General features: G+C 57.4%; 18 protein-coding genes. 10 read left to right on the forward strand and 8 right to left on the reverse strand.

Going from position 1 to position 19965, the window contains the following annotated elements:
* The first annotated feature begins 37 nt into the window (after positions 1-37).
* The 3 genes from guaB to Z945_RS0115140 all read left to right on the forward strand — a co-directional run bounded on the left by guaB (position 38) and on the right by Z945_RS0115140 (position 5106).
* The gene (gene guaB / locus Z945_RS0115130; protein ID WP_025052942.1) at positions 38-1486 is read left to right on the forward strand and encodes an IMP dehydrogenase; all 1449 of its coding nucleotides are present in this window, start codon (positions 38-40) and stop codon (positions 1484-1486) included.
* Between the two features lie 49 nt (positions 1487-1535).
* On the forward strand, positions 1536-2696 hold the full coding sequence (locus Z945_RS0115135; RefSeq protein WP_025052943.1) for an RsmB/NOP family class I SAM-dependent RNA methyltransferase: 1161 nt from the start codon (positions 1536-1538) through the stop codon (positions 2694-2696).
* Positions 2697-2799: 103 nt separating this feature from the next.
* On the forward strand, positions 2800-5106 hold the full coding sequence (locus tag Z945_RS0115140) for a hybrid sensor histidine kinase/response regulator (RefSeq protein WP_081781011.1): 2307 nt from the start codon (positions 2800-2802) through the stop codon (positions 5104-5106).
* A gap of 18 nt (positions 5107-5124) precedes the next feature.
* Here Z945_RS0115140 and Z945_RS0115145 read toward each other — a convergent pair whose 3' ends face one another.
* Entirely contained in the window at positions 5125-5718 is a 594-nt protein-coding gene (locus tag Z945_RS0115145) for a hypothetical protein (RefSeq protein ID WP_025052945.1), read from the reverse strand.
* Positions 5719-5920: 202 nt separating this feature from the next.
* Here Z945_RS0115145 and recA point away from each other — a divergent pair, with 202 nt between their 5' ends.
* From recA to Z945_RS0115160, 3 genes are all read left to right on the forward strand, one after another.
* Positions 5921-6991 (forward strand): recombinase RecA, encoded by a 1071-nt coding sequence (gene recA / locus Z945_RS0115150; RefSeq protein ID WP_025052946.1) that lies wholly within the window; start codon positions 5921-5923, stop codon positions 6989-6991.
* A 153-nt stretch (positions 6992-7144) separates the two neighbouring features.
* Positions 7145-9805, forward strand: a complete 2661-nt coding sequence (alaS, locus tag Z945_RS0115155) for an alanine--tRNA ligase (RefSeq protein WP_025052947.1) — start codon at positions 7145-7147, stop codon at positions 9803-9805.
* 5 nt (positions 9806-9810) lie between these two features.
* Entirely contained in the window at positions 9811-10098 is a 288-nt protein-coding gene (locus tag Z945_RS0115160) for a DUF1330 domain-containing protein (protein ID WP_025052948.1), read from the forward strand.
* A 128-nt stretch (positions 10099-10226) separates the two neighbouring features.
* Here Z945_RS0115160 and typA read toward each other — a convergent pair whose 3' ends face one another.
* From typA to Z945_RS0115195, 7 genes are all read right to left on the reverse strand, one after another.
* On the reverse strand, positions 10227-12044 hold the full coding sequence (gene typA / locus Z945_RS0115165) for a translational GTPase TypA (protein WP_025052949.1): 1818 nt from the start codon (positions 12042-12044) through the stop codon (positions 10227-10229).
* Positions 12045-12123: 79 nt separating this feature from the next.
* Entirely contained in the window at positions 12124-13029 is a 906-nt protein-coding gene (locus Z945_RS0115170) for a mechanosensitive ion channel family protein (protein ID WP_174412335.1), read from the reverse strand.
* Positions 13030-13076: 47 nt separating this feature from the next.
* Positions 13077-13412 carry a DMT family transporter gene (locus Z945_RS0115175; RefSeq protein WP_025052951.1) on the reverse strand — a complete coding sequence of 112 codons (336 nt, stop codon included), beginning with the start codon at positions 13410-13412 and terminating at the stop codon, positions 13077-13079.
* Positions 13413-13565: 153 nt separating this feature from the next.
* Complete coding sequence (locus Z945_RS0115180) at positions 13566-14780, reverse strand: NADP-dependent isocitrate dehydrogenase (protein ID WP_025052952.1); 1215 nt, start codon at positions 14778-14780, stop codon at positions 13566-13568.
* 96 nt (positions 14781-14876) lie between these two features.
* Positions 14877-15473 (reverse strand): HD domain-containing protein, encoded by a 597-nt coding sequence (locus Z945_RS0115185; RefSeq protein ID WP_025052953.1) that lies wholly within the window; start codon positions 15471-15473, stop codon positions 14877-14879.
* On the reverse strand, positions 15466-15708 hold the full coding sequence (locus tag Z945_RS0115190; protein ID WP_025052954.1) for a hypothetical protein: 243 nt from the start codon (positions 15706-15708) through the stop codon (positions 15466-15468). Before Z945_RS0115190 ends, Z945_RS0115185 begins: the two co-directional genes overlap by 8 nt.
* Entirely contained in the window at positions 15708-16361 is a 654-nt protein-coding gene (locus Z945_RS0115195; protein WP_025052955.1) for an alpha/beta hydrolase, read from the reverse strand. Before Z945_RS0115195 ends, Z945_RS0115190 begins: the two co-directional genes overlap by 1 nt.
* 169 nt (positions 16362-16530) lie before the next feature.
* Here Z945_RS0115195 and iscR point away from each other — a divergent pair, with 169 nt between their 5' ends.
* The 4 genes from iscR to Z945_RS0115215 are packed head-to-tail and all read left to right on the forward strand — an operon-like array spanning position 16531 to position 19930.
* Entirely contained in the window at positions 16531-17001 is a 471-nt protein-coding gene (iscR, locus tag Z945_RS0115200; RefSeq protein WP_025052956.1) for a Fe-S cluster assembly transcriptional regulator IscR, read from the forward strand.
* Positions 16998-18164, forward strand: a complete 1167-nt coding sequence (locus tag Z945_RS0115205; protein WP_025052957.1) for a cysteine desulfurase family protein — start codon at positions 16998-17000, stop codon at positions 18162-18164. The genes iscR and Z945_RS0115205 overlap by 4 nt, the downstream gene beginning before the upstream one ends.
* 36 nt (positions 18165-18200) lie before the next feature.
* Complete coding sequence (gene sufB / locus Z945_RS0115210; protein ID WP_037971368.1) at positions 18201-19724, forward strand: Fe-S cluster assembly protein SufB; 1524 nt, start codon at positions 18201-18203, stop codon at positions 19722-19724.
* Between the two features lie 2 nt (positions 19725-19726).
* The gene (locus Z945_RS0115215) at positions 19727-19930 is read left to right on the forward strand and encodes a hypothetical protein (protein ID WP_025052959.1); all 204 of its coding nucleotides are present in this window, start codon (positions 19727-19729) and stop codon (positions 19928-19930) included.
* The last annotated feature ends 35 nt before the right edge of the window (positions 19931-19965 follow it).

Below are 19965 nucleotides of genomic sequence, written 5' to 3' on the forward strand. Positions count from 1 at the left end.
GAAATTGCCAAATGATGCCATAAGCCAGAGGTGCAAAATGGAAATTCGTGAGGCTTTTACCTTTGATGATGTGTTGCTGGTGCCGGGGGCGTCTTCGGTATTGCCGTCGACCGCAGACACCCGCACATTTGTAACCCAATCCATTGCGTTGAACATTCCGCTGCTCAGCTCGGCCATGGATACAGTCACCGAGGGCCGCATGGCGATTGCCATGGCACAGGCCGGCGGCATGGGGGTGATCCACCGCAATCTGACTGTCGACGAACAGGCCCGCGAGGTTCGCCGCGTCAAGCGCTTCGAGAGCGGGATCGTCTATAACCCCATTACCTTGACACCCGATCAAACGCTGGCCGATGCCAAGGCCTTGCAGGAGCGGTACAATGTGTCCGGTTTTCCGGTGGTGGATGACAAGGGCAGGGTGCTCGGGATCGTGACAAACCGCGACATGCGGTTTGCCTCCGATGATGCCACTCCGGTCAAGCACATGATGACAACCGAAAACCTCGCGGTCCTGCATGAACCTGCGGACCGGGGGGAGGCGCTGAGCTTGATGAAGGCGCGCCGGATCGAAAAGCTGCTGGTGACGGATGGACAGGGCGTGCTGACCGGCTTGCTGACGCTGAAAGACAGCGAGCAATCGGTTCTGAACCCGACGGCCTGCAAGGATTCACTGGGCCGTTTGCGCGTCGCAGCGGCAACCACGGTGGGCGATGCCGGATTTGAACGTTCGCAGGCCCTGGTCGAAGCCGGCGTCGATATGATTGTGATCGACACGGCGCACGGCCATTCCGAAGGGGTGGCGCAAGCGGTGACCCGCGCCAAGAAGCTAAGCAACGAAGTGCAGGTGGTGGCTGGCAATGTAGCGACTGGTGAGGCCACACGCGCGCTGATTGATGCAGGTGCCGATGGCATCAAAGTGGGCATTGGTCCGGGTTCGATCTGTACCACACGGATGGTAGCGGGCGTTGGCGTGCCGCAACTGACGGCCATCATGGACTGCGCGGCGGCAGCGGGCGACGTGCCGGTCATCGCCGATGGTGGCATCAAGTTCTCGGGCGATTTCGCCAAGGCCATCGCAGCAGGCGCATCTTGCGCGATGGTCGGCTCGATGATTGCCGGTACGGACGAAAGCCCCGGCGAAGTAATCCTCTATCAAGGCCGCAGCTTTAAAAGCTATCGCGGCATGGGATCGCTGGGTGCCATGGCACGCGGCTCGGCGGACCGCTACTTTCAAAAAGACGCGGCCAGCGATAAACTCGTGCCGGAAGGCATCGAAGGGCAGGTGCCCTATAAAGGCAGCGCCGGTGCCGTGGTGCACCAGCTTGTCGGCGGCTTGCGCGCTGCCATGGGCTATACCGGTTGCGCCACAGTGGCCGAGATGCGCAGCAATTGCAATTTCGTGAAAATCACCGGTGCCGGGCTGAAGGAAAGCCATGTGCATGACGTGCAGATCACCCGCGAAAGCCCCAATTACAGGATCGGATAATGATGTTTATCAACAGCCTGCCGGCCAATGCTCATGTGACACATCAGCCATGACACCCGGCGCACGCGTGGCTGCTGCCATCGAGGTCTTGCATGACATGTCCGAAGGGTTGGCGGCCGAACAGGCGCTGACCCGCTGGGCCAGACGCAGCCGTTTTGCAGGCTCAAAGGATCGTGCCGCGATCCGCGATCATGTCTTTGACGTGCTGCGGTGCAAACGGTTGGCCGCGTACTATGGGCAAGGGCAAACGCCGCGCAGCTTGATGCTGGGTCTGCTCCATGCCCAGGGCGCTGATTTGGACGCGTTGTTTAACGGCGAAGGTCATGCGCCTGTGCCGCTGACTGCAGACGAGTTGCAATTCCCGCCTGCGTCCTATGATGCGCATACGCTGTGGAACTTGCCCGATTGGCTTATGCCGTTGTTTCAAGACGCACTTGGCGACGAAGCCGCAGAAGCGGCGATGACGCTGCAAACCCGCGCACCGATCGTTTTACGGGTCAACGCGGCGAAGGCAAATGCGGCACAGGCGCGGGAAGAACTGGCTGCCGAGGGCATCGAGACCACTTCGAACAGCCTTTGCACAACCGCTTTGACGGTGACCGAAGGGGCCCGGAAAATTCGCAATTCTGCCGCCTATGCCGAGGGATTGGTGGAACTGCAGGATGCGGCCAGCCAGGCGGTTGTTGCAGCATTGCCTGAAGGCCAGCGCGTGCTGGACTATTGTGCGGGTGGAGGGGGCAAGGCGCTTGCCATCGCAGCACAGCCGGATCGCGAGGTTTCGGCACATGACATCGACCCGCGCCGCATGGCTGATCTGGGTCCGCGGGCGGCCCGTGCAGGCGTTACAGTTACAACACTTGAAACAGATGCACTGCCCCAGCGCGGACCTTTCGATCTGGTGCTGTGCGATGCGCCCTGTTCCGGCTCTGGCGCATGGCGGCGTGCGGCAGAGGGTAAATGGACCCTGACGCCCAACCGATTGGAAGAACTGCAAAATATACAGGACAATATCCTTGATCAGGCGTCCGCGCTCGTCGGCAAGGGCGGCACGCTCGCCTATGCGACCTGTTCGGTACTCAAACCCGAAAATGAAGACCGCGTGGCAGCTTTTCTTGCGACACACCCCGGATGGTCGGCAACTGCGACAAAGCGGTACGGCATTAACGCGGAGGGCGACGGCTTCTTCTGGGTACACCTGAAGCGCGATTAATTATATGCAAGCGCAATCCTTGCGTGTATACGTAAGTGTGGTTAGGGACTGATTAACCCTTTTCGCGCCTTACTGTGTACGATTCGCGTTTTTGGGGGACGTCTTGCAAGAAACCGCTACAGCATCGCCACAGAACCATCACCATCCCCAGCCAACCTCGCGCAAGCTCCGGTGGACCTTCGGGATCGGCGTGTTTCTTGCGGCCTTGGCGCTTCTGGCACCCCTCCGGATTTTGACGCTGACCCTCGGCACCGCTGCGGTAACACTATTTGTACTTGGCTGCGCCCTGTGGCTGCGCCAGGCACGCCAAACCAGCAAAAGCGAAGCCGACCTGGACGTGATCCGCGAATTCATTGCGAACGATGGCACACCCAGCATTGTGACCAATACAGAAGGCCGCGTCCAAAGTGGCAATCGGGCTGCAAAACAGCAGTTTGACCTTGCTACCAGCCCGACATTGGCGGGCGTTCTCGAGCGCAGCTTTGCCAACCCCGGCGGCATCCTCTTTCGTTTGCAAAGCCGGGCCAATGCCAAGGGGTCGGCGCAGGAAGACATTTTTACCCGCGACGGTCATATCCGGCTGAGTGTCCATGCCGTGTCGGTTGAACGCTATGTCTGGCGGATCGACCACATCGCCGAACGCGCTGCTCCGCGCTCCAGTCAAGACAGCCTGAGTTTGCCTCTGATCATGGTCGGCCGCACGGATGCAATCTTGTTCATGAATGATGCCGCCAGAAATTTGGTCGGCAGCCGCGTCAAAGGCCTGGACAGAATGTTCACCAAGCTGCCCGTGGTGCCGGGAGTGCCTTGCGACATCACGACAACCGATGGCTCCCTTCGGGTGCTTGTCGCAGAAGTGCAGGCCGGGGCGGGACGCCGTGCTCTCTATCTGTTACCAGCGCCCGAAGGGAGTGTAGCCGCGCATGACTGGCAGGCTTTTGAAGAATTGCCCGTGCCGCTGATCAAGGTAGCGCCGGACGGCATGGTCCAGTCGTTCAACCCCACCGCCGCCAACCTGATTGGCGTTGCGCTGACCAAAGAAACACATCTTTCCCAATTAATGGAAGGACTTGGTAGACCGATCAGCGATTGGATCAACGATACACTCGCCGGTCGATTGGTGCAAAAGTCGGAATTTCTACGCCTCAAGCGCGGCGACCGAGAGGTTTTCATTCAAGTCGTGCTGAACCGCATTGTTGAGGATGGCGAACCCTCGCTGATCGCTGTGCTTCATGACGCAACCGAACTGAAAACCCTTGAAGCCCAGTTTGTGCAAAGTCAGAAAATGCAGGCGATCGGGCAACTTGCCGGTGGTGTGGCCCATGATTTCAACAACTTGCTGACCGCAATTTCCGGTCATTGTGATCTATTGCTTCTGCGCCATGACCAAAGCGACCCGGACTATGGGGATCTGGTACAAATCAACCAGAACGCCAACCGTGCCGCTTCTCTAGTGGGGCAGCTTCTGGCCTTTTCCCGCAAACAGACATTGCGCCTGGAAACCATCGATATGCGCGACACGCTTGCTGATCTCACGCATCTGCTGAACCGATTGGTTGGCGAAAAGATCACGCTGACGCTGAAACACGACCCGCTTTTGCGGCGCGTGCGCGCCGACAAGCGCCAAATGGAACAGGTCTTGATGAACCTCGTGGTCAACGCCCGTGACGCGATGCCTGTGGGCGGAGAAATCAGGGTGACCACCGAGCATGTCGAGTTGAACAGCCCGCTGGAGCGAGACCGCGCCACAGTGCCTCCCGGTGCCTATGTTCTTGTTACCGTCTCCGATGACGGCAGCGGCATCGCGCCTGAAAAACTGCAAAAGGTATTTGAGCCCTTTTTTACCACCAAACGGACAGGCGAGGGGACGGGCCTTGGCCTCTCAACAGCCTATGGCATCATCAAACAAAGCAACGGTTTTATCTTTGTTGATTCTATTTCCGACAAGGGCACCACGTTCAGCCTTTATCTCCCCGTTTATGAGACCAAGCCGGCCCAGACGCCCGCACCGGCCAAGGCACCCACATTCAATCTGCCCCAAACGGAGGACGGCGTGATTCTGCTGGTTGAGGATGAAGCACCGGTGCGCGCTTTTGCAAGCCGGGCCCTGCGCCTGCGCGGCTACACGGTTCTGGAAGCCGATAGCGCAGAGGCTGCCTTGCGCACATTGGAGGATCAGTCGCTAAGTATTGATGTTTTCGTAACCGACGTCGTGATGCCGGGCATGGACGGCCCCAGTTGGGTGAAAGAAGCGCTCAAGCGGCGCCCGGATGTACGGGTTGTCTTTGTTTCGGGCTACGCCGAAGACAGCTTTGGCGAAGAACAGACCCGTATTCCGAATTCGGTGTTCCTCCCCAAGCCGTTCTCCCTCAGCGATCTGACCACTACGGTGCAAAGCCAACTGCATTAGTCTCTGCACTGGATATATTCACGCTATGGATGCGTAGAGGTCGAATTCTTCGCTGCATTTCTTTCTGAACCGCAGCGCCACATCTTCAGACAAAGACAGCTCCATTTTGGGCGATTCATTCTCGCGTCCGAGTTCAAGCTTTACGGAAAGCCGATCTTCCAAGAAGGTTTTCAGCCGGGGCTGGTCTTCGTATTTGAAGAAGTGGGTCACGCCGGTGCCGTTTGGTTGGGTCTTCATGAACTGGAACTGACTGCCAACATCCGCAAAGGCGGGTTTGTTGCCTTTCATGTAAGCCAGAACGAATTCATCAAAGCTGATACCATGGGTGCTGTTGAGCTTACCTTCCATGAAAGGGCGTTGCCGGTATCGATACCAGCTGCCCAACCACGAGACCGGCTCCCGCATCACGGCCATCACCTCAAGCTGCGCATCGCAGACTTTTTCGAACATCGGCCTGATGAAGCGGTTGTAGCGATAGACCGGCGCATGTTTCAACATGGGCGGCTCCGAGATCACCATGTCCGCACGCGGGGCGAGGGCGCTTTCATAGGCAGTGGTGCCCGTTTTGGGTACCGATAAGAACGCCAGACGTTCTTTATAAAAAACAAGCATTTACGCAAACCTCGGCTTAACAACGATCGATCTATTCTTACTGTAAACCACTTCTTAACCAAAGCGGGAAAAAGATGGACCTGTAAGATTCATATTGAAATGTTCTCTATTTGGTCCCATATGGAACATATAAGGAACAAAACCCAGTGACCCGACAGCGATTGCCGCGGTCACAACACTATGGCAGTAAGGGAACAGGCACATGGCAACGGCAGATCTTTTGACAATGACAGATAAAAAATCAGCGGAAAAGCAAAAGGCGCTCGACAGCGCACTGGCGCAGATCGAACGGCAATTCGGCAAGGGCTCGATCATGAAACTGGGGGCCGAAGGGGCCATCCAGGACATTAAGGCAAGCTCCACCGGATCGCTTGGCCTTGATATCGCTCTCGGTATTGGCGGTATCCCGATGGGCCGCATCGTTGAGATTTACGGCCCCGAATCTTCGGGTAAAACCACGCTGACACTGCACTGCATTGCAGAGCAGCAAAAAGCCGGCGGCGTTTGCGCCTTTGTCGACGCTGAACACGCGCTTGACCCGCAATATGCCCGCAAGCTGGGCGTGGATATTGACGAATTGCTTATCTCTCAGCCGGACACCGGCGAGCAGGCGCTTGAGATCACTGACACGCTGGTCCGCTCCGGGGCCGTGAACATGGTCGTCGTCGACTCCGTCGCCGCACTGACACCCAAGTCAGAGCTGGAAGGTGATATGGGCGACAGCAGCGTTGGCGTTCATGCCCGCCTGATGAGCCAGGCAATGCGCAAACTCACCGGTTCAATCAGCCGCACGCAGTGCACCGTGATCTTCATCAACCAGATCCGGATGAAAATCGGCGTTATGTTCGGCTCTCCTGAAACGACCACGGGCGGTAACGCGCTCAAGTTCTATTCTTCTGTTCGCCTCGACATCCGCCGCATTGGCGCACTGAAGGACCGCGACGAGGTTGTTGGCAACGCCACACGCGTCAAAGTCGTGAAAAACAAGGTTGCCCCGCCGTTCAAGCAGGTGGAATTCGACATCATGTATGGCGAAGGCATTTCGAAAATGGGCGAACTGCTGGACCTCGGCGTCAAGGCTGGCGTTGTGGATAAATCCGGCTCCTGGTTCTCTTACGGGGATGAACGAATTGGGCAGGGACGCGAGAATGCCAAGACTTTCCTGAAGGAAAACGAAGCCATGGCGATGGAGATCGAAGACAAGATTCGCGCAGCACATGGTCTTGATTTTGACGGCTCCGATAAAGAAGACATCGACATTCTGGAGGCGTAAACGGACGGAAACTGTCGTTCGACCCTCGGCCGCTACAAGACGAAATGAGGCGCACCTTTCGGGTGCGCCTTTTTTCGTTCACCCCCCTGTGGACACCCACCCGCCGCAGGGCTATTTCTGGCAGACACTTTGCCCCCCCGGAAGGCCTGATCCATGAAGACGTTGAACGACATCCGCTCCTCCTTTTTGTCCTACTTTGGCAAGCAGGGGCATGCGATCGAAGCATCCGGCCCGCTGGTCCCGCGCAACGACCCGACATTGATGTTCACCAACTCGGGCATGGTCCAGTTCAAGAACCTCTTCACCGGGGTCGAAACCCGCGATTATGTCCGCGCCACCACCGCGCAAAAATGCGTGCGGGCAGGGGGGAAGCACAACGATCTGGACAATGTGGGTTATACCGCGCGCCACCATACGTTTTTCGAGATGTTGGGAAATTTCAGCTTCGGTGATTACTTCAAGGATGACGCCATCGCCTTTGCCTGGGAGCTGCTGACCCGCGAATTCGGCATTGATCCCAACCGTTTGCTGGTTACCGTCTACCATACAGATGATGAAGCCGCCGCGATCTGGAAAAAGGTCGCCAATCTGCCCGACGACCGCATCATCCGTATTGCGACCGATGACAACTTCTGGCGTATGGGGCCGACCGGCCCGTGCGGCCCCTGTACCGAAATCTTCTATGACCACGGCGATCACATCCCCGGTGGGCCTCCCGGCACGCCGGAAGAGGACGGCGACCGCTTTATCGAGATCTGGAACATCGTTTTCATGCAGAACGAGCAGTTCGAGGATGGCACCATGCGCCCCCTCGAGATGCAGTCGATCGATACCGGCATGGGGCTGGAGCGCATCGGTGCCTTGCTGCAGGGTCAGCATGACAATTATGAGACCGATACGATGCGTGCCCTCATCGAGGCAAGCGGCAACGCGTTGCAAGTCGATCCCTTTGGCGCGGGCAATGTGCATCACCGCGTCATTGCAGATCACCTGCGCTCCACTTCTTTTCTGATTGCGGACGGGGTCATGCCGTCGAATGACGGGCGCGGCTATGTCCTGCGCCGGATCATGCGCCGCGCGATGCGCCACGCTCATCTGCTGGGCGCCAAGGATCCGCTGATGTATCAACTGGTGCCGGCCTTGCTGCGCCAGATGGGGAGCGCCTATCCGGAATTGGGGCAGGCGCAAAGCCTGATCACCGAGACCCTGTATCTTGAAGAAACACGCTTTAAGCAAACGTTGGAACGTGGATTGAAGCTGCTGGAAGACGAGGTTGGCGGGTTGGCCGAAGGTGCCGAACTGCCGGGTGCGGCGGCGTTCAAACTCTATGACACCTACGGCTTCCCATTGGACCTGACCCAGGACGCATTGCGCGAACAGGGGCGCAACGTCGACACAGCAGGTTTCGATGCCGCGATGGCCGAGCAAAAAGCCAAGGCGCGCGCCGCATGGTCGGGCTCAGGCGAAGCGGCAGACGCAACCGTTTGGTTCGATGTGGCTGATAAACACGGCACCACCGACTTTCTGGGCTATGACGCAGAAACAGCCGAAGGCCAAATCGTCGCCGTTTTGGTCGATGCCTCTCCGGCCGACAGCGCCAAAGCAGGCGATGTTGTGCAAATCGCTCTGAACCAAAGCCCGTTCTATGCAGAATCAGGCGGCCAGGTTGGCGATCAAGGGACAATCACCACGGAAACTGGCAAGGTCGAAGTGACCGACACGCGCAAAACCGCTGGCGTTTTCGCACATATCGGCACCGTGACCGAAGGCCACGTAACCCCCGGGCAGGCCGCTGTGCTTGAGGTTAATCACGCCCGCCGCACAGCGATCCGCGCCAACCACTCGGCCACGCACCTCCTTCATGAAGCCTTGCGCGGTGCATTGGGGGATCATGTCGCACAGCGTGGGTCGCTGAACGCGGCGGACCGTTTGCGGTTCGATTTCAGCCATACCAAAGCGGTAAGCCCTGATGAACTTCGGCAGATCGAAGCTGAGGTGAACGACTACATCCGTCAGAATACGGCCGTTGAGACCCGCATCATGACACCGGATGACGCGCGTGGTTTGGGCGCTCAAGCGCTCTTTGGCGAGAAGTACGGCGATGAGGTGCGCGTGGTATCCATGGGCCAGCAGGACGGTTCCGGCAAAGGGACTGATAAAAACACCTATTCGCTGGAGCTTTGCGGCGGCACCCATGTGAGGCAAACCGGCGATATTGGTGCATTCGTCCTTTTGGGCGACAGCGCGAGCAGCGCGGGCGTCCGCCGGATTGAAGCGCTGACCGGTCAGGAAGCGCTGAACTGGCTGCGGGATCAGCAGACCGCCCTTGCGGGTATTGCCGAGACGCTGAAAACCTCAAGCGCCGATGTGGCATCCCGTGTCAAAGCCTTGATGGACGAGCGAAAGAGCCTGAGTAACGAAGTGGCCCAGCTGCGCCGTGAACTGGCCGTAGCGGGCGGCGGCGGTGCCACAGCGCCCGAAGCCGTCGACGTAAACGGCGTCAAATTTCTGGCGCAGGTCGTGCAGGGCGTCACGGGCAAAGATCTGCCCGCTCTGGTCGATGAATTCAAAGCCAACCTCGGATCGGGTGCCGTGCTGCTGATCGCTGACACAGGCGGCAAAGCGGCGGTAGCAGGCGGCGTTACCAAAGATCTCACGGACAAGGTTTCCGCCGTTGATATTGTCAAAGCAGCGGTGGTCGAACTTGGCGGCAAAGGCGGCGGTGGCCGTCCGGATATGGCGCAGGGCGGTGGTGCCAGCGCCGAAAACGCAGAGGCCGCCATCGCCGCGGCAACTGCCATTTTGAAAGGATAACCCTCATGGGCGCACTTTGGATTGCACATGTGACTGTAACGGACGAAGAGGCTTACAAGAAATACGCGGCCGGCGCGACCGTCGCCATCGCTGATCATGGCGGCGAATTTATCGCCCGTGGAGGCCGCTTTGTTCAGCTTGAAGGCAAAGAGCGTCCGCGCAATGTGGTTGCCCGTTTCCCCGATGTCGAAACAGCAGAAAAATGCTATCACTCTGACGCATATCAAGCAGCATTAGAGCATGCGCGTGGTGCATCCGAACGCGAGTTGATGATTGTCGAAACATCCGACTAAGAGCCTGTCGGATAACCTTAACTTAAAAATAATGGGTGGTGTAGGCTTGCAGACCTACACCACCCATTTCTCTTTTTGGCCTTATATCCCGCGGGGTCCGGGGCAGAGCCCCGAAATTCCCGAAGTGATCAACCGGCCTTCGCCATCCGCTTACGCTCATGCGGGTCTAGATAGCGTTTGCGCAGCCGGATTGCGTTCGGCGTCACCTCAACCAGCTCGTCGTCGTCGATATAGGCAATCGCCTCTTCCAATGACAGGATCTTGGGCGTGGTTAGGCGCACGGCTTCGTCGGTGCCCGAGGCCCGCACGTTTGTCAGCTTCTTGCCTTTCAGCGGGTTCACCTCAAGATCATTTTCGCGGCTGTGCTCGCCAATAATCATGCCGGTATAGACGTCCGCTTGCGCGCCGATCATCATCTTGCCACGCTCTTCAAGGTTCCACAGCGCAAAGGCCACGGATGTCCCGTTTTCCATAGAGATCAGAACGCCTGCGCGGCGCCCCGGAATCGGCCCCTTGTGCGGTGCCCAGGTGTGGAACACGCGGTTGATCACGCCAGTGCCGCGCGTATCGGTCAGGAATTCACCGTGATAGCCGATAAGACCGCGGGACGGCACATGGGCGATGATGCGGGTCTTGCCCGCACCGGCAGGTTTCATCTCGACCAACTCACCCTTACGCACGCCGGTCAGTTTTTCGATCACCGCACCGGAATATTCGTCATCCACGTCAATGGTGGCTTCTTCGATTGGCTCGTGACGCACGCCATCAATGTCCTGGAACAGCACCTGAGGGCGCGAGATAGATAGTTCAAAGCCCTCCCGGCGCATGTTTTCGATCAACACGCCCATCTGAAGCTCGCCACGACCGGCAACCTCAAAGGCATCACCGCCCGGTGTGTCTGAGATCTTGATCGCCACGTTCGATTCGGCTTCTTTGTGCAAACGCTCGCGAATGACGCGGGATTGCACTTTTTTGCCGTCACGGCCCGCGAGCGGGGAATCGTTGATGCCAAAGGTCACGGTGATGGTTGGCGGATCAATCGGCTGTGCCGGGATCGCCTCGCTCACGGATTGGTCCGCCAGCGTGTCGGCCACCGTGGCCTTGGTCATGCCCGCGATCGATACGATGTCACCGGCTTCGGCCACATCAATCGCCGTCTGTTCCAATCCGCGATAGGCGAGGATCTTGGTACAACGGAAGTTCTCGATCAGCGTACCGTCGCGGGACATCGCTTTGATCGTCTGGCCTGCTTTAAGCGTACCGGTCTCAACACGGCCTGTCAGCAAGCGGCCCAAAAACGGATCACCGCCCAAGGTTGTCGCAAGCATCGTGAAAGGCTTGTCCGTATCGGCAATCTGCGCGGGCGCTGGTACGTGATCGAGGATCAGTTCGAATAGGGCGTCCAGACCGTCGCGCTTGCCATCCAGTTCGTGATCGGCCCAACCGGCACGCCCGGAGGCATACATCGTAGGAAAATCAAGCTGTTCGTCCGTGGCATCCAGAGATGCGAATAGATCGAAACATTCATCCAACGCGCGGTCCGGCTCGCCATCGGGTTTGTCGACCTTATTGATCACAACGATAGGGCGCAGGCCCAACTTCAACGCCTTGGAGGTCACGAATTTGGTCTGTGGCATTGGCCCTTCGGCCGCATCGACCAGCAACACAACACCGTCAACCATCGACAGGATACGCTCAACCTCGCCACCGAAGTCCGCGTGGCCTGGCGTATCAACGATGTTGATCCGTGTGCCTTTCCACTCGACCGAAGTCGGCTTGGCGAAAATCGTGATGCCGCGTTCGCGTTCCAGATCGTTGCTATCCATCGCGCGTTCAGTCGTCGCCTGGTTCTCGCGATAGGTGCCGGATTGTTTCAGAAGCTCGTCCACCAGCGTCGTCTTGCCGTGGTCAACGTGAGCGATGATTGCGATGTTGCGCAGTTCCATTTGGGTCAGCCTTGTTCAGGGAGTTGGCCAGCGCTTACCGTGCAGGCGCAGCAAAGGCCAGTAGAAAACGCGTTTGCCGTTAAGACGTCTTGTCGCCGTCGCCTTTATGCTCGACCACAAGCGCCTCGGGAAAGGTCATCGTGCGGTAAGGGAAGGGGATCTCTATACCAGCGTCATCAAGCGCGCGTTTGATGGCAGCGACAACTTTGTCCCGGCTGGACCGGATGTCGATGGGCCGTGACCCCGTCCACCATGTCACCTCAAAATTGATCGAGCTGTCACCGAATTCCTGAGCGAAGATTTCCACATCCCTCACGTCGTCCCGGACAGCATCCACGTCGCGCACCGCAGCTGCGATCACATCGCGGGCTTCATCCACATCAGCACCATATGCCACACCACAGGTGATTGTGGTGCGGCGCACATCCCGCGCGGTGCGGATCGTGACCGGGTTTTTGAAAAACATGGAATTTGGCGCGACCACCAACTGCCCATCGGTTTGACGAATATGCGTGTCGCGGATGGTGATTTCTTCCACTTGACCGTCGATGTCTTCACAATCGATGTAGTCATCTATTGAAAACGGCTCTCGGAGCAGCAGAAGAACACCTGCGAGAAAGTTCTCAAACACGTCTTTAAATGCAAAACCGATGGCAACACCACCCACACCAAGAGCCGTCAGCGCGCGGCCGGGCGTGATTGTTGGGAAGGCGATTGTGACAGCGATAAGCGTGCCGAATAGCCAGACACCGACTGTGATTAACATCATGATCACATCGACCAAAGCCCGGCGCATCCCGGTGCGGCGCAGCGCGCGGGGTACGACCCAGTTCAGCATGCGGAGCACAAACCAGACAAAACCAAGGAACAGGAGTGAAAGAACAAGTTGCGGCAGAACGGACCAAAAGCCGGTGGCATATGCTTCAAGTTGATCGCGCAGCGGGGCCGGCAAGCTGGCCCAGAGGCCCGATATAAAACTGTTCATATCCCTAAACGCACCACGGCCCTATCGGTTCCCGGTGTGACGCCCGACTAATGGGTGCTGCTGGCCGAGAACAGGTGGATAACCAGAATACCGGCGATGATCAGGCCCAACCCCAGAATCGCAGGCAGATCAAGCCGCTGGCCGAACAGCACAAAACCGATGCCCGCGATCAGCACGATGCCCAATCCCGACCAGATTGCATAGACGATCCCGACCGGCATCGCCTTGAGCGCGATGGACATGCAATAGAATGACAGCCCATAGAACGCCACAACCCCGATCGATGGCCAAAGCCGCGAGAATTGTTGCGATGCCTGCAATGCCGTGGTGCCCAGCGTCTCAGTCAGAATGGCGAAGAACAACCAGATGTAGTGGGTAGGCATGGTGTATCCTTTTAGAAAAGACCGGCTGTCAGGGAAGGCGGGGACCGTAGTTTTGTTCCTCAGAAGCAAACGCGAACTTAAAAAGATCAAATCACCAAAGCAGTCGAGGGCCGCTTCGCAAGGCGGCCCCCGACCATTTTCAGATCATACCCTTCAGCCCGCGAGCGCTTTGTTCAGGTTTTCATCGACCTTTTCAAGGAAACCCATTGTGGTCAGCCACCCCTGATCCGGGCCGACCAACAACGCGAGGTCTTTGGTCATGTGGCCCGACTCAACTGTATCCACCAACACCTTTTCCAGCGTTTCGGCAAAATCGATGAGCGCGGCATTGTCATCCAGTTTGCCGCGGTGCTTGAGGCCGCCGGTCCAAGCGTAGATTGACGCAATGGAGTTGGTCGAGGTTTCTTCACCTTTCTGATGTTGGCGGTAGTGCCGCGTCACAGTGCCATGCGCCGCCTCGGCCTCGACCGTCTGACCATCGGGGGTCATAAGCACAGATGTCATCAGCCCCAGCGAGCCGAACCCCTGCGCCACCGTGTCGGACTGCACATCGCCATCATAGTTTTTGCACGCCCAGACATAGCCACCGTTCCATTTCATCGCACAGGCAACCATGTCGTCGATCAGGCGGTGTTCATAAGTGATGCCCGCAGCTTTGAATTTGTCTTCGAACTCGGTTTCGTAAATATGTTGGAAAAGTTCAAGAAACCGTCCATCATACTGCTTGAGAATGGTGTTTTTGGTCGACAAATAAACAGGCCAGCCCATGTTCAAACCATAGTTCATTGAAGCGCGGGCGAAATCTATTATGGATTTATCGAGATTATACATCGCCATGACCACACCTGCGTCGGGCGCATCGAACACCTCGTGCTCAATCTCCGTCCCATCTTCGCCCACAAATTTAATGGTCAGCTTGCCGGCACCGGGAAACTTGAAATCAGTAGCGCGGTATTGGTCGCCATACGCATGGCGGCCCACAACGATGGGCTTGGTCCAGCCCGGTACAAGGCGCGGCACGTTTTTGCAAATGATTGGCTGGCGGAAAATCACACCACCCAGAATGTTGCGGATCGTCCCGTTGGGACTGCGCCACATCTTCTTGAGACCGAATTCCTCTACCCGCGCTTCATCGGGTGTGATGGTCGCGCATTTTACGCCAACGCCGTATTTCTTGATGGCTTCGGCACTGTCGATGGTAATCTGGTCATCGGTGTCATCGCGTGCCTGGATGCCAAGATCGTAATATTTCAGGTCGATATCCAGATAGGGCAGGATCAGCTTTTTCTTGATGAAGTCCCAGATGATGCGGGTCATTTCGTCCCCGTCGAGTTCGACAACAGGGTTATCTACCTTGATCTTGGTCATGAGGCGTTCCTTTGGCTACAGTGGGCTTGCCTTTCGTGTAGCCGATCTGCAGGTAAAGAGGAAGGCGGTATACAATGGTATGCCGAACTAAAGCACTCAGCTTTTATGCGCCGCAAAATACGCCGCGATCCGCTGTCTGGCATAGTCCCACAAACCCGGTGCCCCAATCGCGATCTTGGACCCGACGCGTTCCGCAACCTGCGCTTCGCTCACATTGTATTCGGTCCAGCTTCCGCCGCCAGATTGAAGGTTCTGCATCGGGGGCTGGAACCTGTCCAGCGACTTGGCGAATTGTGCCGAGGGCGTTTCGGCTGCCTCGAACTCTTCCCAGATGGCGCGAAACTGATCGCGCAGGTCGCCGGGGAGCAGGCCAAAGATACGGTCCGCAGCTACCTGTTCTGCCGAATGCATATCGGAAATATCGTGATCGCCGAAAATCGGATTATCGCCCGCGTCAATCTCGACCAGATCATGCAGGATCAACATCTTGATCACTGTCACCATATCCACATCGGGGCCGGCCTGATCTGCCAGCACCATCGCATAAAGTGTCAGGTGCCATGAATGTTCAGCCGAATTTTCATATCGCGATGCATCACAGAGCGTTGTGCCCCGGATGATCGTCTTGAGTTTGTCCGCTTCATTCAGGAACGCGATCTGTTGATCCAGCCGCGTTCCCGCAGTCTCAGCCATTGTCGGCGTTCTTGGCGCGGTGTGCCGCCAGCGTTTTGGCCAGAAAGTTGCGTCCCTGATCATTTGCCATCCGCGTACGGATCGCTGTCAGAAACGCCTCTTCCAACGTCTGCGATGACGCACCCAGCACATCACCTACCTGCATGAACAGGCGGTCTTCGCCGGTCTCGTTCTGCACGGCAAGACATTCTTCGGCCAGCTTGTTGGCCATTTCGATGACAACCGGATCAGCCATTAGCGTGACGTCTCTGTCAGGCGGCGTTTAACGTAATCGGTGGTGGAGCCGATCAGCGTATCCATGTGCGGCTCTTCAAAGAAGTGGCCCGCACCTTCGACCTCCTGGTGGGTGATCGTAATACCCTTTTGCTCGTGCAATTTGTTCACGAGGCTTACTGTGTCAGCGGGAGGTGCGACGCGATCAGCGGTGCCGTTGATGATCAGGCCGGATGCCGGGCAGGGGGCAAGGAAGCTGAAGTCATACATATTTGCCGGGGGTGAGACCGAGATAAAGCCCGTGATCTCGGGCCGCCGCATCAGTAGCTGCATACCGATCCATGCACCAAAGGAGAACCCGGCGACCCAGCAATGCTTGGAGTTGTTGTTCATCGACTGCAAATAATCCAGCGCCGATGCCGCATCCGACAGCTCTCCAATGCCCTGGTCATATTCGCCCTGGCTGCGCCCCACACCACGGAAGTTGAACCGCAAAACGGTAAACCCCATGTTATAAAACGCATAATGCATGTTGTAGACGACTTTGTGGTTCATCGTCCCGCCGAATTGCGGATGGGGATGCAGCACAATGGCAATCGGCGCGTCGCGTTCTTTTTGAGGGTGGTAGCGGCCTTCTAGGCGGCCTTCCGGTCCGGGGAAAATGACCTCTGGCATTGGCGTTCCTGTCTGGTGGTTCTAAAGTGCGCGAATTGTTGACGACTTCGCTCGGATACTTTAGAACGGTTCTAATATGATGGCCGCACATCCGGCGGGTTCAGTGGTTGCGTTTATGCGGATCATTGCGCCGCGTCAATGAAAGCGGGCGATAAACAGGGGCCTGACCATGAAGCTTTCGACCAAAGGACGCTATGCGATGGTGGCGCTGGCCGATATTGCACTGCAATCAGGCAGTGGGCTGGTGACCTTGGGCGATATCGCCGAGCGGCAGTCGATCTCCTTGCCGTATCTCGAACAGCTGTTTGTGAAGCTGCGCCGCGCCGATCTGGTGACGTCTGTGCGCGGCCCCGGCGGTGGCTACCGCTTGGCGCGGCCTGCGTCCGAAATTCGCGTGGTCGATATTTTGGCGGCAGTCGATGAAACGGTTGATGCCATGCACAAAGGGGCAGGGGCTTCGGGCGGCGCATCTGGCAGCCGCGCGCAGTCGCTGACCAATCGTCTGTGGGAGGGTCTGAGCGCACATGTCTATGTATTTCTGCATCAGACGCGGCTCTCGGACGTCATCGCAAACGAGCTGGTGCCATGCCCTGCTGTGCCAAACCTTTTCGATGTTGTCGGTGTGGTCGACGACGCATGAGAACTTACCTGGACCATAATGCCACAACGCCCCTGCGGGCCGAGGCGCGGGCGGCGATGGTGGAGGCCATGGACGTTGTAGGCAATCCATCCTCTGTTCACGCAGAGGGTCGGAAGGCGAAGATGCTTGTGGAAAAGGCACGGGTGCAGGTGGCGGCCTTGGTCGGGTGTCTGCCCACGCAGGTGATATTTACTTCAAGCGCTACAGAAGCGGCGGCGCTCGCGGCGGCGCAAAAGGCGCAGCATGGCGGAGTGTTTCTTGCGCTGCCGACAGAGCACGATTGTTTAGGGGTTTGGACCGATCATCCGATGGCATCATTGATCGGGCAGGACGGGAATATCTGCCCTGAAGGCGGCGAGTCCTTTGTAAACCAGATCTCTTCTTTGGCGGGTCGTGAATGGCGCGATGACAGGACCGATGTGGCGTTGATTGCCATGTCTGGTGCCAATAGCGAAACAGGCGTGATGACAGGTGTTAACGGGAACGGCTTTGTATCAGCCTCCCGAGCAGGCACCGTGCCCTATTCCGTAGTTTGTGACATCACGCAGATGGCGGGCAAGGTCGCGATTGATCTGACCGAGCAGCGGCCGTCTTACATGATTCTTTCCGCGCACAAGCTGGGCGGCCCAAAAGGGGTAGGTGCCTTTATTAACCTGACCCGTGACGACCCCGAACCGATTTTGCGCGGCGGTGGTCAGGAGCAGAACCGCCGCTCGGGCACAGAGAACATCACCGGCATCGCCGGGTTTGGTGCTGCCGCAGCGGCCGCAGGTCAGGACGTGGCGACGGGGCGCTGGCAGGAAGTGGCAGAACTTAGAAACATTCTAGAAAATACCCTTGCGGCCAGCGCAAAGAAGACTATTTTTGTCGGGAATGAAGCAACACGTCTTCCCAATACCACCTGCATTGTTGCAGAAGGCTGGAAAGGCGAGACGCAGGTCATGCAGATGGACCTTGCAGGCTTTGCGGTTTCGGCAGGGTCTGCCTGCTCTAGCGGCAAGGTCAAGGCCAGCAAGGTCTTGCAGGCCATGGGATATACCGAGGCTCAGGCCAGCTGTGCGATCCGCGTATCGCTGGGGCTTGAGACCACCAAAGACGACGTTTTGCGCTTTGCGGATGCATGGTTGGCGAAATACGAAAAACACGAGAAACGGGCCGCCTGAACAGGCGTGCGGGAAAGGAACGAGATCTTGGATAATGTGATTGTCAAAGAGAACGATAACGTCAAAGAGGGCGTCGATCAGGAAACCGTCGATGCCGTGCGCGAAGTCGGGGGCAAGTATAAATACGGCTGGGCCACCGACATCGAAATGGACTACGCCCCCAAGGGCCTGTCGCCTGACATCGTGCGCCTGATTTCGGAAAAGAACGACGAGCCACAGTGGATGACCGACTGGCGGCTCGAAGCCTACGACCGGTGGCTGACCAAGACGGAACCAACATGGGCCATGGTCGATTATCCCGAGATCGACTTTCAGGATCAGTATTACTATGCCCGACCGAAAAGCATGGCGGTCAAGCCAAAGTCGCTCGATGAAGTCGACCCCAAGCTATTGGAAACTTACAAGAAACTGGGCATCCCGCTGAAAGAGCAAGCTATCCTGGCCGGGGTCGAAGGTGCCGAAGAAATGTCTGACGCCCCCCGCAAGGTTGCGGTTGATGCGGTGTTCGATTCCGTATCAGTGGGCACGACATTCCAAGACGAATTGAAAAAGGCCGGCGTGATTTTCTGCTCCATCTCGGAAGCGATCAAGGATCACCCTGAGCTGGTCAAGAAATATCTCGGCACCGTGGTTCCCGTCTCTGACAACTACTATGCCACGCTGAACTCTGCCGTGTTCTCGGACGGGTCGTTTGTCTATGTCCCGCCGGGCGTACGCTGCCCGATGGAACTGTCTACATACTTCCGCATCAACGCCGAAAACACGGGCCAGTTTGAACGCACGTTGATCATCGCCGACAAAGGCTCCTACGTCAGCTATCTTGAAGGTTGCACTGCGCCGCAGCGGGATGAGAGCCAGCTGCATGCAGCGGTCGTCGAGATCATCATCGAAGAAGACGCCGAAGTTAAGTACTCAACCGTACAGAACTGGTATCCCGGTGACGAAGACGGCAAGGGCGGCATCTATAACTTTGTGACCAAGCGTGCCGATTGTCGGGGTGACCGGGCCAAAGTGATGTGGACGCAGGTAGAAACCGGTTCAGCCGTTACATGGAAGTACCCCAGCTGCATCTTGCGCGGCGACGACAGCCAAGGCGAGTTCTACTCCATCGCAATCGCCAACAACATGCAGCAGGCCGATACCGGCACCAAGATGGTCCATCTGGGCAAGCGCACCAAGTCGCGCATCGTGTCCAAGGGGATCAGTGCTGGTAAGGCGCAGAATACCTATCGCGGGCTTGTCTCGATGCACCCCAAAGCCAAGGAATCGCGCAACTATACCCAGTGCGACAGCCTGTTGATTGGCGACAAATGCGGGGCGCACACAGTGCCTTACATCGAGGTCAAGAACAACTCGTCACGGGTCGAACACGAGGCGACGACCTCCAAAGTGGATGACGATCAGCTATTCTATTGCCGCTCGCGTGGCATGGACGAGGAAGAGGCCGTTGCCTTGGTCGTGAACGGGTTCTGCAAGGACGTGCTGCAAGCGCTGCCGATGGAATTTGCGATGGAAGCACAGGCACTTGTGGCGATTTCGCTGGAAGGCTCAGTGGGCTGATAATGAGACAAGTTGCTTATACCATAGGTGTCGCTTCGGTGGTCTTCTTTGTGCTGCTGACCGGGCTTGAACTGGTCAGCAGCGATGCAGGCATCACGGCCGAAACCTTGATGGCGAATGTCTTTCGGACACTCATCTTCACGATGATCTATGCAGCAATACAGGTGGCGATCCGGATCTTCCGCTCTGGCGATAAACCCGATTGATCCACCGCAAAAGACTTTAAGAATACGCGTCAAGA

The sequence above is a fragment of the Sulfitobacter noctilucae genome (assembly GCF_000622365.1).
GTDB classification, from domain to species: Bacteria; Pseudomonadota; Alphaproteobacteria; order Rhodobacterales; family Rhodobacteraceae; genus Sulfitobacter; species Sulfitobacter noctilucae.

Coding starts and splice junctions, on each gene's coding strand:
- iscR (WP_025052956.1), top strand. CDS start 16,531: ATGAAGCTTTCGACCAAAGGACGCTATGCGATGGTGGCGCTGGCCGAT.
- Z945_RS0115215 (WP_025052959.1), top strand. CDS start 19,727: ATGAGACAAGTTGCTTATACCATAGGTGTCGCTTCGGTGGTCTTCTTT.
- recA (WP_025052946.1), top strand. CDS start 5,921: ATGGCAACGGCAGATCTTTTGACAATGACAGATAAAAAATCAGCGGAA.
- Z945_RS0115145 (WP_025052945.1), bottom strand. CDS start 5,718: ATGCTTGTTTTTTATAAAGAACGTCTGGCGTTCTTATCGGTACCCAAA.
- Z945_RS0115175 (WP_025052951.1), bottom strand. CDS start 13,412: ATGCCTACCCACTACATCTGGTTGTTCTTCGCCATTCTGACTGAGACG.
- Z945_RS0115160 (WP_025052948.1), top strand. CDS start 9,811: ATGGGCGCACTTTGGATTGCACATGTGACTGTAACGGACGAAGAGGCT.
- Z945_RS0115135 (WP_025052943.1), top strand. CDS start 1,536: ATGACACCCGGCGCACGCGTGGCTGCTGCCATCGAGGTCTTGCATGAC.
- Z945_RS0115190 (WP_025052954.1), bottom strand. CDS start 15,708: ATGGCTGATCCGGTTGTCATCGAAATGGCCAACAAGCTGGCCGAAGAA.
- Z945_RS0115185 (WP_025052953.1), bottom strand. CDS start 15,473: ATGGCTGAGACTGCGGGAACGCGGCTGGATCAACAGATCGCGTTCCTG.
- Z945_RS0115205 (WP_025052957.1), top strand. CDS start 16,998: ATGAGAACTTACCTGGACCATAATGCCACAACGCCCCTGCGGGCCGAG.
- alaS (WP_025052947.1), top strand. CDS start 7,145: ATGAAGACGTTGAACGACATCCGCTCCTCCTTTTTGTCCTACTTTGGC.
- Z945_RS0115195 (WP_025052955.1), bottom strand. CDS start 16,361: ATGCCAGAGGTCATTTTCCCCGGACCGGAAGGCCGCCTAGAAGGCCGC.
- Z945_RS0115170 (WP_174412335.1), bottom strand. CDS start 13,029: ATGAACAGTTTTATATCGGGCCTCTGGGCCAGCTTGCCGGCCCCGCTG.
- guaB (WP_025052942.1), top strand. CDS start 38: ATGGAAATTCGTGAGGCTTTTACCTTTGATGATGTGTTGCTGGTGCCG.
- typA (WP_025052949.1), bottom strand. CDS start 12,044: ATGGAACTGCGCAACATCGCAATCATCGCTCACGTTGACCACGGCAAG.
- Z945_RS0115180 (WP_025052952.1), bottom strand. CDS start 14,780: ATGACCAAGATCAAGGTAGATAACCCTGTTGTCGAACTCGACGGGGAC.